This window comes from Zoogloea sp. (genome assembly GCF_028693495.1).
Classification (GTDB): domain Bacteria; phylum Pseudomonadota; class Gammaproteobacteria; order Burkholderiales; family Rhodocyclaceae; genus Zoogloea.
This window is the reverse complement of sequence record NZ_JAQUVG010000112.1, coordinates 1-10,706: the sequence shown is the minus strand read 5'-3', so window position 1 is coordinate 10,706 and position 10,706 is coordinate 1. Positions and strand designations below refer to the sequence as shown.

The 10,706-nt window shown below is 59.7% G+C and carries 16 protein-coding genes; 9 read left to right on the top strand and 7 right to left on the bottom strand.

Going from position 1 to position 10,706, the window contains the following annotated elements; genetic code table 11:
* The 6 genes from PHD22_RS14855 to PHD22_RS14830 form a co-directional block, all read right to left on the bottom strand.
* Positions 1–507 (bottom strand): TPM domain-containing protein (locus tag PHD22_RS14855; protein ID WP_299868522.1); only part of this gene is annotated, 507 nt, incomplete at its 3' end.
* Positions 508–535: 28 nt separating this feature from the next.
* Positions 536–1,138, bottom strand: a complete 603-nt coding sequence (locus PHD22_RS14850; protein WP_299868519.1) for a LemA family protein — start codon at positions 1,136–1,138, stop codon at positions 536–538.
* A 53-nt stretch (positions 1,139–1,191) separates the two neighbouring features.
* Complete coding sequence (locus PHD22_RS14845; RefSeq protein WP_299868516.1) at positions 1,192–2,061, bottom strand: uracil-DNA glycosylase; 870 nt, start codon at positions 2,059–2,061, stop codon at positions 1,192–1,194.
* 10 nt (positions 2,062–2,071) lie between these two features.
* The gene (gene rimI, locus PHD22_RS14840; protein WP_366520745.1) at positions 2,072–2,527 is read right to left on the bottom strand and encodes a ribosomal protein S18-alanine N-acetyltransferase; all 456 of its coding nucleotides are present in this window, start codon (positions 2,525–2,527) and stop codon (positions 2,072–2,074) included.
* A complete protein-coding gene (gene tsaB / locus PHD22_RS14835) occupies positions 2,524–3,216 on the bottom strand; it encodes a tRNA (adenosine(37)-N6)-threonylcarbamoyltransferase complex dimerization subunit type 1 TsaB (protein ID WP_299868513.1) in 693 nt (230 codons plus the stop codon). Before tsaB ends, rimI begins: the two co-directional genes overlap by 4 nt.
* Positions 3,217–3,268: 52 nt before the next feature.
* A complete protein-coding gene (locus tag PHD22_RS14830; protein ID WP_299868510.1) occupies positions 3,269–3,469 on the bottom strand; it encodes a hypothetical protein in 201 nt (66 codons plus the stop codon).
* A 345-nt stretch (positions 3,470–3,814) separates the two neighbouring features.
* On the opposite strand from PHD22_RS14830, the gene ompR reads away from it, so the two are divergent.
* The 8 genes from ompR to PHD22_RS14790 all read left to right on the top strand — a co-directional run bounded on the left by ompR (position 3,815) and on the right by PHD22_RS14790 (position 9,005).
* Entirely contained in the window at positions 3,815–4,543 is a 729-nt protein-coding gene (gene ompR, locus PHD22_RS14825; RefSeq protein WP_299868507.1) for a two-component system response regulator OmpR, read from the top strand.
* 76 nt (positions 4,544–4,619) lie between these two features.
* A complete protein-coding gene (locus PHD22_RS14820; RefSeq protein WP_299868504.1) occupies positions 4,620–5,906 on the top strand; it encodes an ATP-binding protein in 1,287 nt (428 codons plus the stop codon).
* A 1-nt stretch (position 5,907) separates the two neighbouring features.
* The gene (locus tag PHD22_RS14815) at positions 5,908–6,660 is read left to right on the top strand and encodes an MBL fold metallo-hydrolase (RefSeq protein WP_299868501.1); all 753 of its coding nucleotides are present in this window, start codon (positions 5,908–5,910) and stop codon (positions 6,658–6,660) included.
* Positions 6,650–7,051, top strand: coding sequence for a group II truncated hemoglobin (locus tag PHD22_RS14810; RefSeq protein WP_299868498.1), 402 nt, complete (start codon positions 6,650–6,652; stop codon positions 7,049–7,051). Before PHD22_RS14815 ends, PHD22_RS14810 begins: the two co-directional genes overlap by 11 nt.
* A 44-nt stretch (positions 7,052–7,095) precedes the next feature.
* Positions 7,096–7,632, top strand: coding sequence for a septation protein A (locus PHD22_RS14805; RefSeq protein WP_299868495.1), 537 nt, complete (start codon positions 7,096–7,098; stop codon positions 7,630–7,632).
* Positions 7,632–7,934 carry a YciI family protein gene (locus tag PHD22_RS14800; RefSeq protein ID WP_299868491.1) on the top strand — a complete coding sequence of 101 codons (303 nt, stop codon included), beginning with the start codon at positions 7,632–7,634 and terminating at the stop codon, positions 7,932–7,934. The genes PHD22_RS14805 and PHD22_RS14800 overlap by 1 nt, the downstream gene beginning before the upstream one ends.
* Positions 7,931–8,194 carry a BolA family protein gene (locus PHD22_RS14795; protein ID WP_299868487.1) on the top strand — a complete coding sequence of 88 codons (264 nt, stop codon included), beginning with the start codon at positions 7,931–7,933 and terminating at the stop codon, positions 8,192–8,194. Before PHD22_RS14800 ends, PHD22_RS14795 begins: the two co-directional genes overlap by 4 nt.
* A 31-nt stretch (positions 8,195–8,225) precedes the next feature.
* The gene (locus PHD22_RS14790; protein WP_299868484.1) at positions 8,226–9,005 is read left to right on the top strand and encodes a peptidyl-prolyl cis-trans isomerase; all 780 of its coding nucleotides are present in this window, start codon (positions 8,226–8,228) and stop codon (positions 9,003–9,005) included.
* A gap of 63 nt (positions 9,006–9,068) precedes the next feature.
* On the opposite strand, the gene PHD22_RS14785 is transcribed toward PHD22_RS14790, so the two are convergent.
* Positions 9,069–9,839, bottom strand: a complete 771-nt coding sequence (locus PHD22_RS14785; protein ID WP_299868481.1) for an MBL fold metallo-hydrolase — start codon at positions 9,837–9,839, stop codon at positions 9,069–9,071.
* 184 nt (positions 9,840–10,023) lie between these two features.
* On the opposite strand from PHD22_RS14785, the gene PHD22_RS14780 reads away from it, so the two are divergent.
* Positions 10,024–10,569: a hypothetical protein gene (locus tag PHD22_RS14780; protein ID WP_299868478.1), complete on the top strand. Its 546-nt coding sequence runs from the start codon at positions 10,024–10,026 to the stop codon at positions 10,567–10,569.
* Positions 10,570–10,706 lie beyond the last annotated feature (137 nt).

Genomic DNA, 10,706 nt, shown 5'->3' with positions numbered 1-10,706 from the left:
CCCGGAGGTTTCTGCGGGCACCGGCAGTCCCTCTCCTCTCCCTCGGACATCGAGCGCTGCCACACCCGCCACAACGCCCGCCGCGAAGTCGCCTTGGCGGAAATGGGGCGTGACCACATCGGAAATGATCCGCTTGGCGATGGCGTCCGGTAGAGCGCCTTCAAGGCCACGTCCTACCTCGACCCGCATGCGTCGGTCATCCCTTGCCACCAGGAACAGCACGCCATCGTCCACGCCTGGCCGTCCCAGACGCCAGACCTCCGCCACCCGCAGGGCGTATTGCTCGATGGCTTCAGGACGAGTGGTCGCCACAATGAGTACGGCCACCTGGGCACCCTTGTCCGTTTCCAGAGTTGTCAGCTGGTGTTCCAGTGCATCGCGGGTACCGGGCGGCAACAGATCAAGAGTATCGGTGATATGCGTTACCAGGGGAGGAACAGGCTGGAGAACCTCGGACCATGCGGGGCTTGCCAGGGCAACCCAGATCACCAGCAGAAACTTGAACACGGGCGTCCGCAGCCTGTACGTCAAGCACTCAACGGGCGGGCGTAGGGGAGAACTCAAGCTTGGGTGGTTCACTGATGGCTTTTTCATTGTCCACCGTGAAACTGGCCTTGGGCTGAGCCCCAATTACCATGGCGGTCAGGTTGTTGGGAAAGGTACGCACCGACACGTTGTATTCCTGAACCGCCTGGATATAACGGTTGCGGGCCACGCTGATGCGATTCTCGGTACCCTCCAGCTGGGCCTGGAGATCCCGAAAACTGGCATCAGCCTTCAGGTTCGGGTAGTTCTCGGCCACCACCAGCAGACGAGACAAGGCACCGGACAGCTCACCCTGGGCCTGCTGGAAGCGGGCCATGGCCTGGGGATCATTCACCAGTTCGGGGGTCACCTGCATGCCCGCGACACCGGCCCGAGCCTCGGTCACCCGGGTCAGCACCTCCTTCTCATGGGCCGCATAGCCCTGAACCACCTGCACCAGATTTGGGATCAGGTCAGCGCGCCGCTTGTACTGGTTGAGAACCTCGGCCCACGAAGCATTGACCTGCTCATCGCTGACCTGAATCTGGTTGTAGCCGCAGCCAGATAACAGGAACAGTGACAGCACAAGGGAAAGCAGCAGCTTGAAACGCATCGGGCAGATCCTTCCTGAAGGGAGATAAGTACGGGCTTGTACGGGCCGGCGCATCACTCCGGCGGCCGATCGGTTTTGAGTCGTGCCATGGTACGCCGGGCAAAGCATAGATCCTCCCAGACCTTGGCCTTGTCCTGAAGATTGCGCAACAAATAAGCGGGGTGATAAGTCACCACGATCGGTATGCCGGAATAGTCGAACAAGCGTCCTCGGGCGGCGGCGATCTTGACCTCCTGACTGAGCAGGGCCTGAGCCGCCGGTCGGCCGAGAGCGACGATCAGGCGCGGTCGGATCATCTGGATCTGTCGCTGCAGGTAGGGGAAGCAAGCCGTCAGCTCGGCACTCTCCGGAGTGCGATTGTTGGGGGGACGGCATTTGACGGCATTGGCAATGTACACATCCTGCCCACGCCGCAAATCAATGCTGGCAAGCATATTGTCGAGCAGGCGCCCTGCCTGCCCCACGAAGGGCTCACCCCGCTCATCTTCCTCGGCCCCTGGCGCCTCCCCCACGAACAGCCAGTCTGCTTGCCGGTCACCCACCCCGGGCACCGCCCGCTTGCGCCGCTTGCAAAGGTCACAGGCAGAACAGGAATGGATGCGGGCCTCAAGCGCCTCCCAGCCCAGGCCAGCCACATCGCCGGAAGTTCGGACGGCTGCTGTAGCAGTCTCCAGCAGCGACGCCGGAGTAAGCTGCGCTACGGGTCTCAAGGCTGGCTCGTGCTGAGGCGACACGAATGCATCGGTTGTCCCTGGCGCCAACGGAGCCTGGGCATCCTGTTGCTGTCCGGGGGAATTGGGTGTCTGCTCCGGCACCAGAGGGGCTTGTGCTACTACCCCCTCTTCCGCCCCCCTCACGGCACGGAGGCGCCACAGGGGCGCCAGGCCCATTTCACGCAGAATTGCATCCCGACGCTGATTCATTGCCCTTTTCTCACAGGTGTAGCTGCATGACCAGAGCGTCTTCCCTGCCGCCTTCAGCCGGGTAATAGCCCTTGCGGCGACCAATCTGACGGAACCCGGCCTTGTCGTAGAGGGCCAGCGCAGGAAGATTGGATGGACGGACCTCGAGAAAAAGCTGGCGACCACCGCGGCTTCTCGCTACCTCGGCCAGGTGCTCCAGCAACCGACGTCCCAAGCCCCGCCCCTGATGGGGCTTCATGACGCTGATGTTCAGGATGTGGGCTTCGTCGAGCACCATCATCAGTACCGCATAGCCGATTTGCTCCTGACCTTCGAACACACTCCAGCAGCTGTACCCCGCCTGCAGGGCGTCGGCAAAATTGCCCGCGGTCCATGGGTAGGGATAAAGCAGCCGGTCCTGAGCGGCAATCCATTCCAGATCAGCTTCTGCCATGGGCACGAAGTCAAGCGTGTTCGCGTCACTCACGCCTTACCACCCGTGGCCAGGCGCTCAGCGGTAGTCAAGGCCACCTTGTCGCGCACGTAAAGGGGTGCAGCCAGAGCTGGATCCAGCATCTCTCCCCTCAGGAAGGCCTCACCAGCGAGACGGGCTACACTGGCCGCCATAGGCACAGGCATCTCGTCCAGGCCATCCAGTCGTGGCGCAAGGACGGGCAACAGGGTATCCCGGTAAACTCGGAAGGCGGAACCACAACCAAACCAGTGGCCCTCTGCAGGCAGGCGTACCTGGTCGGGGGCAGCGCAGGCCGGAGCCTGGACTTCCAGCAAACGCCCTCCCTGACGGCGATAAGCTGCGAAGTACACTTCTGACATGCGGGCATCCACCGCCACGAAAATGGATTCTGCCAAGCACTGGGCCGCCAGGGCATGCAGTGTCCCCACCGGAATCACGGATTTACCCAGCCCCAGAGCTAATCCCTGGGCGGCTCCGCAGGCCAGGCGCAAACCCGTGAAGGCCCCGGGACCCGCACCAAAGGCGATGGCATCCAGAGCCTGCAAACTCACGCTGCACTCCTCAAGCAGGGCCCTGATACCAGGCAACAGGGTTTCAGAATGGCCAGGGCGACCGACGACGGCACGTTCGACCACACGCTCTCCATCCAGCAGGGCAACGGAGCCTGCGTCAGTGGAGGTTTCCAAGGCAAGAATTTTCATATGGGAATTATTCTACCGCTCCCGAGCCCCGGGGGCTTGCGGGAATCGGAATTCACTCCCCACGACGATGGCGCGCTCCTCTGGGCTGCAACCCATACACATCGCGTCCAGCCTCATGAACATCCTGGCGCAATTGACGGCGCTCTTCAGGAGACCAGCGTCGGGCATTGCGCCCCTCCTCACGCTCTTGTCGGTCAGCCGACTCTCCCGGCCCCGCGGGCACTGCCCGGCCATCCCGCTCCTGAATGGGCATGGCATGTTGCCGAAGGAAAGGCGCCAGACGTTCGTGTCCCAGCCGGGGATCTGCCTGCACTGATCCCCATGCCACTGCACCGACGAGCAAAAATCCGATGGAGAAGCGGGGAAAGCGCCTTGCATTCCCAGTAACTGGTTTCCTGTCACTCATGGCCCAATCCTAACCCGGACAGGCATTGTCCGGCACCTCGTCCCATCCATGAACGGGATTCTGGCAGCCTGAACCCAAAGCTTCATGAGCGTTTGTAAGGGAATGTTAGGCCGCGAAGGAGACTTACGTTTTATTACCTCGGGCCGGCCCTCCCGCTAGCCGGGAGACAGGCAAGCCGCTAGGATTCAGGCTATGGAAAAAGAAAGCTACCGCGTGCTGGTGGTGGACGATGACGTCCGCCTGCGAGAACTCCTGAAGCGTTACTTGGGTGAACAGGGCTTCAACGTCAAGGTGGTCAACGATGCTTCACAAATGGACCGGGTCCTGCTGAGGGAGCACTTTGACCTGATGGTCCTCGACCTGATGCTGCCCGGCGAGGATGGCCTTTCCATCTGCCGGCGCCTGCGGGGAACCAGCAATGGGATCCCTATCGTGATGCTCACGGCCAAAGGGGATGATGTGGACCGCATCATCGGGCTCGAAATGGGGGCTGACGACTACCTGCCCAAACCCTTCAATCCCCGCGAACTGGTGGCCCGGATCCATGCGGTGCTGCGCCGCCAACCCCAGACGCCCCCCGGGGCTCCAGCCACCGAGGATGAAGATGTGCATTTTGGCCAGATCACCGTCCAGCTGGGCAGTCGGGTGCTGCTACGCAATGGGGAAGAAATTCTTCTGACCACAGGCGAATTCGGATTGCTCAAGGTGCTGCTCCAGCACCCCCGCCAGCCCCTTTCCCGGGATCGCCTGATGGAGCTGGCACGCGGCAGGGAGTACGACGTATTCGACCGTTCTATTGACGTTCAGATATCCCGTTTGCGCAAGCTCATCGAGGACGACCCCTCCAAACCCCGCTACCTCCAGACGGTCTGGGGCTTCGGCTATGTCTTCGTGCCGGACGGCAACAAGAGCGGTCAGTGAACTGGTGCCTATGGGTCTGGCACTTCATCGTTTACGCCTGTTCCAGGCTCCGCGCACCCTGAAATGGCGCATTTTCTTGGTTGTCACGATTCTGATGCTGGCGTCCGTAGCGGTCTGGTCTGCCATTTTCAGTCACTTTGACCAGGCCAGTCAGGCTCGCCAGAATGCCCAGACCGTGGTCAGCATCATCAACCTGACCCGGACAGCGTTACTGAACGCCGATCCAGACCTACGCAAGGACCTGCTGCTCGACCTGGCCACCCTGGAGGGAATCCGCATTTATCCCGCCGAGCGTGACGACACCATTGCACCCCTGGAAGACACCGCGTTGCTTCGTGCCCTGACGGTTGAGGTACGCCATCAACTCGGTCCGGAAACCCGCTTTGCTTCCTCCTGGGAAAACATGAATGGTTTCTGGGTGAGCTTTCGACTACCCTCCGACGACCCCGAAGATACTACCGAATTCTGGGTAATGCTACCCAGCGCCCGGATCATCCGCCCCCACGCCCGGGAATGGATGTGGTGGGGCCTGGCGGCCTTGGGTCTTGCCTTGCTGGGCACCTACGCCATTGTTTCCCGCCTCAACCGCCCCCTCAAGGCCCTGGCAGAGGCTGCACACATGGTAGGGAAAGGGGACACGCCTCCTCGTCTCGGTGAGTCCGGGCCTGCGGAACTGGCAGAGCTCGCCCATGCCTTCAATCAGATGTCCCGGGATCTGCAACAGCTTGATGCGGACCGAGCACTGATACTCGCCGGGGTATCTCACGATTTGCGCACCCCCCTGGCCAGATTGCGCCTGGGAGTTGAAATGAGCGGAGCCCCTGAAGCCGATGCGGATGCGATGGTGTCTGACATCGAGGACATGGACCGGATCATCGGTCAGTTCCTAGAGTTCTCTAAACAGGACAGCAGCGAGACGCTGGAGCCGCTGTCCCTTGACGAACTGGCAAGCGAACTGATTACGCTGTACGCCCGCCGGGGGCAGGAACTCACCCTGGACTGTGCCGGTCCAACTTTTGCTCTTGCAAGGCCGCAGGTTCTGCGCAGAGCTGTCACCAACTTGATCGAAAATGCATTCCGATATGCAGGCCATTCACCTGAGCTCAGAGTTGCGACCAGGGATGGCTTCCCGACGATCGCCGTTCTGGATCGCGGCCCTGGCATCCCGGCTTCGGAAGTGGAGCGGGTCAAGCGTCCCTTTACCCGGCTGGAGTCAGCCCGGAGCAACACCAAGGGATCCGGGCTGGGCTTGGCTATCGTGGACAGAATTGTCAGAGGCATGCAGGGTCAGTTTTTTCTGAACGCCCGGGAAGGCCGCGGTCTGGAAGCCTTAATCATCTTGCAAGCTGCGCCAAGGAGCTGACTTGAAGCTAGAATCGAAATCAACTCCTAATCAGGCATCCGTCATGATCCTCTTTCATCAGTTTTTTGACGAAACAAGCAGCACCCTGACCTACCTGCTTGCCGACCCTATCACTGGAGATGCCGTCATCATCGACCCGGTAAGCGAACATATCGGTGCTTATATCAGCTTTCTGCAGGAGCAGGAGCTCCAACTCGGCTGGGTCCTCGATACTCACGTTCATGCAGATCACATAACAGGTGCAGCAGGGCTCCGCGAATATACGGGTGCCCGCTCAGCCGTTGGTGCGGGCTGCGCGGTGGACTGCGCCGACCGGCTACTGCAAGATGGTGACACCATCGTGTTCGGTAATGAAGTGCTCCGGGTGATACCTACACCAGGGCATACCTCCAACTGTGTAACCTTTCACTGGCGGGACCGGCTATTCACAGGGGATGCGCTTCTGATTGGCGGCTGTGGCCGCACCGACTTTCAGGGTGGCGATGCGGGCCTGCTTTACGACAGCATCACTGAACGCTTATTCCCCCTGCCAGACGAGACCCTTGTCTATCCCGGCCACGATTACAAAGGCGCCCGGGTCAGCTGCATCGGTCAGGAAAAAGGCAGCAATCCCCGTCTGGCCGGACGCAGTCGCCAGGAGTTCATCCAACTCATGACCCACCTCAACCTGCCGCGTCCCCTGATGATGGATTCTGCTCTGCCAGCCAATCAGCGTTGCGGCCGCACCCGAAATATCGAAATCCATGGCACCTGACTACACTGGCACCCCCTATGCTGCTCTTGGAGGAGCTGAAGGCATTCGTCGCCTCGTACATCGTTTCTACGAACTGATGGACACCCTGCCCGAGGCCTGGGATGTCCGTCAAATGCACCCGGAAGCGCTCTCCGGGTCAGAAGAAAAGCTCTTCAAGTACTTGAGTGGCTGGCTGGGGGGACCTCCGCTTTTCGAACAGGAATTTGGTCATCCCCGCCTGCGGGCCCGCCATCTTCCGTTTACCATTACGAGCGCCGAACGTGATCAGTGGCTGATGTGCATGCGGCAGGCCTTCGATGAGCAGATTCCCGATGGGCCCGTGAGGGCGCGCCTGTGGGAAGCTGTTGTCGGACTGGCTGATCACATGCGCAACCGGCCCGATCCAGCCTGAGCCACGCCAGTTCATCCCCGACGCTCCCAACCTCTGTCCTGCCAATGAAATTCATTTTTGACCTGTTCCCCATTCTCCTGTTTTTTGCCGCCTACAAGTTGTCGGGTATTTTCATGGCAACCGCCGTGGCCATGGCAGCGACGGTTGCCCAGATCGCCTGGGTGTGGTTTCGCCATCGCCAGGTGGATACCATGCTGTGGGTCAGTCTCATCATCGTGACACTCTTCGGCGGGGCCACTCTGTTGTTTCAAAATCCCACATTCATCAAGTGGAAGCCCACTGTACTCTACTGGTTCTTTGCTGGGGCGCTGCTTTTTTCCGCGCTGGCCCTGCGCAAGAACCTCATCCGCAAACTAATGGAAGCCCAACTCCGGCTGCCCGACGCAGTCTGGAGCCGACTCAACCTCGCCTGGACTGCTTTCTTCGCTGGCATGGGATTTCTGAATCTGTTCGTTGCCTACAATTTTTCCGAAGATGCCTGGGTCAATTTCAAGCTGTTTGGAGGCATGGGCCTGATGCTCGTGTTCGTACTGGCCCAGGGCATGCTGCTTTCCCGCTACATTGAAGAGGAGCCCAAATAATGCTGTACGCCATTCTCGGTGAAGATGCCCCGGATTCCCTTGCACAGCGCCTTGCCGTCCGGGCAGAACACCTGGCCCGCCTTCAGGCCCTTCATGACGACGGTCGCCTGATCGTGGCCGGTCCCTGCCCGGCGATTGACTCAAACGACCCGGGTCCAGCAGGTTTCACAGGCAGTGTGATCATTGCCGACTTCCCCTCGCTGGCCGATGCCGAAGCCTGGGCTGCATCCGATCCCTACGCTACTACGGGCGTGTTCCTCCGCTGTACCGTCAAACCCTTTCGAAAAGTATTCCCCCAATGAGCACTGCAGAGCTGATCCGCCTGCGCCTTGCCAGCCTGGCTCCCGCAAGGCTTGAGCTCGTGGATGAAAGCCATCTTCATGCCGGCCATGCCGGAGCCCGCTCCGGGGGCGGACACTTCCGTCTCCTGATTGTCTCTGACGCATTTTCCGGCAAGAAAACCCTGGCCCGCCAGCGTCTCGTTTTTGACGCCCTCGGTGAGTTGATGCGCAAGGAAATCCATGCCTTGAGCATCCAGGCCCGGACACCTGATGAAGTCTGATTTCAACCCCGCGTCACTCCAAGGAAACCCCATGAAGAACATTCCGAGCCGTCTGGCTCTGACCCTTGCCGCGGCCTGCGTGGCCCTGCCCGCCCTGGCTCAGAACGTCACAACGGTCAACGGTGCAGCAGTCCCCCAGAGCCGCCTGGACGTGATGGTCGCTGATCAAAAAAACCAAGGCACCCCTGACTCCGAGCAGATGCGCGGTGCCATCAAGGAGCGCCTGATCGCCCTGGAAGTGCTATCTCAGGAAGCGACCAAGAAAGGCCTGGACAAGGGTGTGCCGGCCCAAGCCCGGCTCGATCTGGCCCGCCAGTCGGTACTGGCCAATTCTTACATTCAGGACTATGTAAAAACCCATCCGGTTTCCGATGCGGACATCAAGGCAGAGTACGACAAGATCAAGGCCCAACTGGGTGACAAGGAATACAAGGCCCGTCACATCCTGGTCGAAAAGGAAGAGGAAGCCCAGGCGATCATCGAGAAGCTCGGAAAGGGTGGGAAGTTTGAAGAACTGGCCAAACAGTCCAAGGATCCGGGATCCAAGGACAAGGGGGGTGACCTGGGCTGGAGCAATCCGGCGGGCTACGTCAAACCCTTCTCTGAAGCCATGACCAAACTTCAGAAGGGCAAATACACCACCAGCCCGGTCAAGAGCGACTTTGGCTACCACGTGATCAAGCTGGAAGATGTCCGCCCGATCAAGGCACCCAGCCTGGACGAAGCAAAACCTCAACTTAAACAGCGCCTTGAGCAGATGCGCATCGAGAAGCATATTGCCGAGCTGCGCAGCAAGGCCAGCGTAAAATAAGCGCTCCCACGACAGCCGCCGCTCATATCTGGGCAGCGGCTGCTGGCAAGTCCACCCCGAGGATCATGGCGCCCTGTAGTTGTCCTGAGTCATCAAATCCACTCCGCACTGGAGGTTCTCGATCCAGTCCAGAAAACGATTGACCATCACCTTGCCCTCAAAACGGCAACCATGCTGGGGGACGATCATCTCCACGTCGAGTTGACGAACCATGTTGACCCAGTAACGGCAGATCTTGTTGGAAATCATATAGCGTCGATGGAAACCAGCCATGGTCACCACGTGATCGTCGAAATCGGTTACCGGCCTGGCTGCCTGTGTGTGATCCACCAGGGAGGCACCCATATCACCGGAAAACAGGATTTTTGATACCGGATCATAGAACTGGAAATTGCCCTCTGAGTGCATGAAGTGCGCAGGAAGAGCCTTGATCTTGCAGTCCCCCAGAGGAATGTTCATGCCTTCATCCGGAATCCCCTTGATGCGGTCGGTGTAGTCCTTCCCGGTCGTAAAATGGGGGATGAAGCGTGTCCACAAGCGGGAGATCATCACCTTGCAATGGGTGGTCACCATCCATTTGTTGAGGGACGCAATGATGTCCGGATCGGCATGGGTGGCAAAGATAAAATCCAGCCCCCTTGACGGAAAAAACCGCTGCATGGCCATGAGGAGACCGTTGTAGGTCATGTTGCCGCCCGGATCCACCAGTGCGCCGTGATCTCCATCGACAATCAGGAATTGGTTGCACTGAACGGCATGATCCGTTTCCTCATCGACCAGATCGTAAAATGCGAGGCAAGCATGCTTGCCGTTGTTGAATAGCTCGACAGCCATGAAAGTCGTGTGGGACAGTTCTGAAAGATCGTCACTTTATCCGAGTAACCTGACGACTTGATCGATGACACGGACACTCATTGATGTCGATCAAAGTTTTTTCTCGTCAGCAACCGGAGCATACGATGGTATGTTCCTGCTCCAGTTGCATACGGCATCGCGCCGATCCTGCGGAGAATTGCGCATGAACCTGCATCTGCCCTCCTTCATTCTGATCACCGGGCTGGTCCTGACTGGCACGGGTGCTGCTATCGGAGCCCCCCCCGGATACCTGGGAGGTCAGAACCCGATGGGAAGTACGGCCGTACCCTTCGGTGGCGCTTATGCGCCAGGCCAGACCGGAAGGCGCCCCGAACAGCTTCAACGGCCCAGTGGAATGCCCTGTACCCAAAAACCTGTCCGCAGCAATCGCCAAGCCTATCCCCGTCAGGACGCCTCCGGCCGGCTTCACATGCCAGGCCAGAATGGCCTGCTGAACCCGGGCGGCAACATCTATGGAAACTGTGGAAACACGCCGCCCCCTGGAATCAGGGCCAAGGCGGGCAGCGGTCCCTCCGGTTCGGCTTACAACAACCGGACCAACACCCTCAAGGCAGCCTCTGATGGCTATGTCAATCGCTCCGCCACCAGTTCGATGATGCCCCGCAAGCCGCCCTCCATGTACGATGCCACCACCGGCACCCTCAAACCTTCCAGAAAGCTGGACGCCTATCAGATTTACCAGCGCTGACAGAATGAAAGCGTAAGCGTTCAGCCCGCGGCGTAGTTGCTACGCCACGCGTCTTGAGATATCCGAGCGCAGCGGAGCCTTTTCGAAGTGCTGCTTCCACAGCCGAGGCGTGAGCTGTGCGACATCGGCGGCCGGGT

Bases quoted from the DNA above. Each gene is read 5' to 3' on its own strand.
- PHD22_RS14795 (WP_299868487.1), top strand. From the start codon at position 7,931: ATGAGCACTGCAGAGCTGATCCGCCTGCGCCTTGCCAGCCTGGCTCCC.
- PHD22_RS14785 (WP_299868481.1), bottom strand. From the start codon at position 9,839: ATGGCTGTCGAGCTATTCAACAACGGCAAGCATGCTTGCCTCGCATTT.
- PHD22_RS14845 (WP_299868516.1), bottom strand. From the start codon at position 2,061: ATGAATCAGCGTCGGGATGCAATTCTGCGTGAAATGGGCCTGGCGCCC.
- ompR (WP_299868507.1), top strand. From the start codon at position 3,815: ATGGAAAAAGAAAGCTACCGCGTGCTGGTGGTGGACGATGACGTCCGC.
- PHD22_RS14805 (WP_299868495.1), top strand. From the start codon at position 7,096: ATGAAATTCATTTTTGACCTGTTCCCCATTCTCCTGTTTTTTGCCGCC.
- tsaB (WP_299868513.1), bottom strand. From the start codon at position 3,216: ATGAAAATTCTTGCCTTGGAAACCTCCACTGACGCAGGCTCCGTTGCC.
- PHD22_RS14850 (WP_299868519.1), bottom strand. From the start codon at position 1,138: ATGCGTTTCAAGCTGCTGCTTTCCCTTGTGCTGTCACTGTTCCTGTTA.
- PHD22_RS14810 (WP_299868498.1), top strand. From the start codon at position 6,650: ATGGCACCTGACTACACTGGCACCCCCTATGCTGCTCTTGGAGGAGCT.
- PHD22_RS14800 (WP_299868491.1), top strand. From the start codon at position 7,632: ATGCTGTACGCCATTCTCGGTGAAGATGCCCCGGATTCCCTTGCACAG.
- PHD22_RS14780 (WP_299868478.1), top strand. From the start codon at position 10,024: ATGAACCTGCATCTGCCCTCCTTCATTCTGATCACCGGGCTGGTCCTG.
- PHD22_RS14830 (WP_299868510.1), bottom strand. From the start codon at position 3,469: ATGCCCATTCAGGAGCGGGATGGCCGGGCAGTGCCCGCGGGGCCGGGA.
- PHD22_RS14790 (WP_299868484.1), top strand. From the start codon at position 8,226: ATGAAGAACATTCCGAGCCGTCTGGCTCTGACCCTTGCCGCGGCCTGC.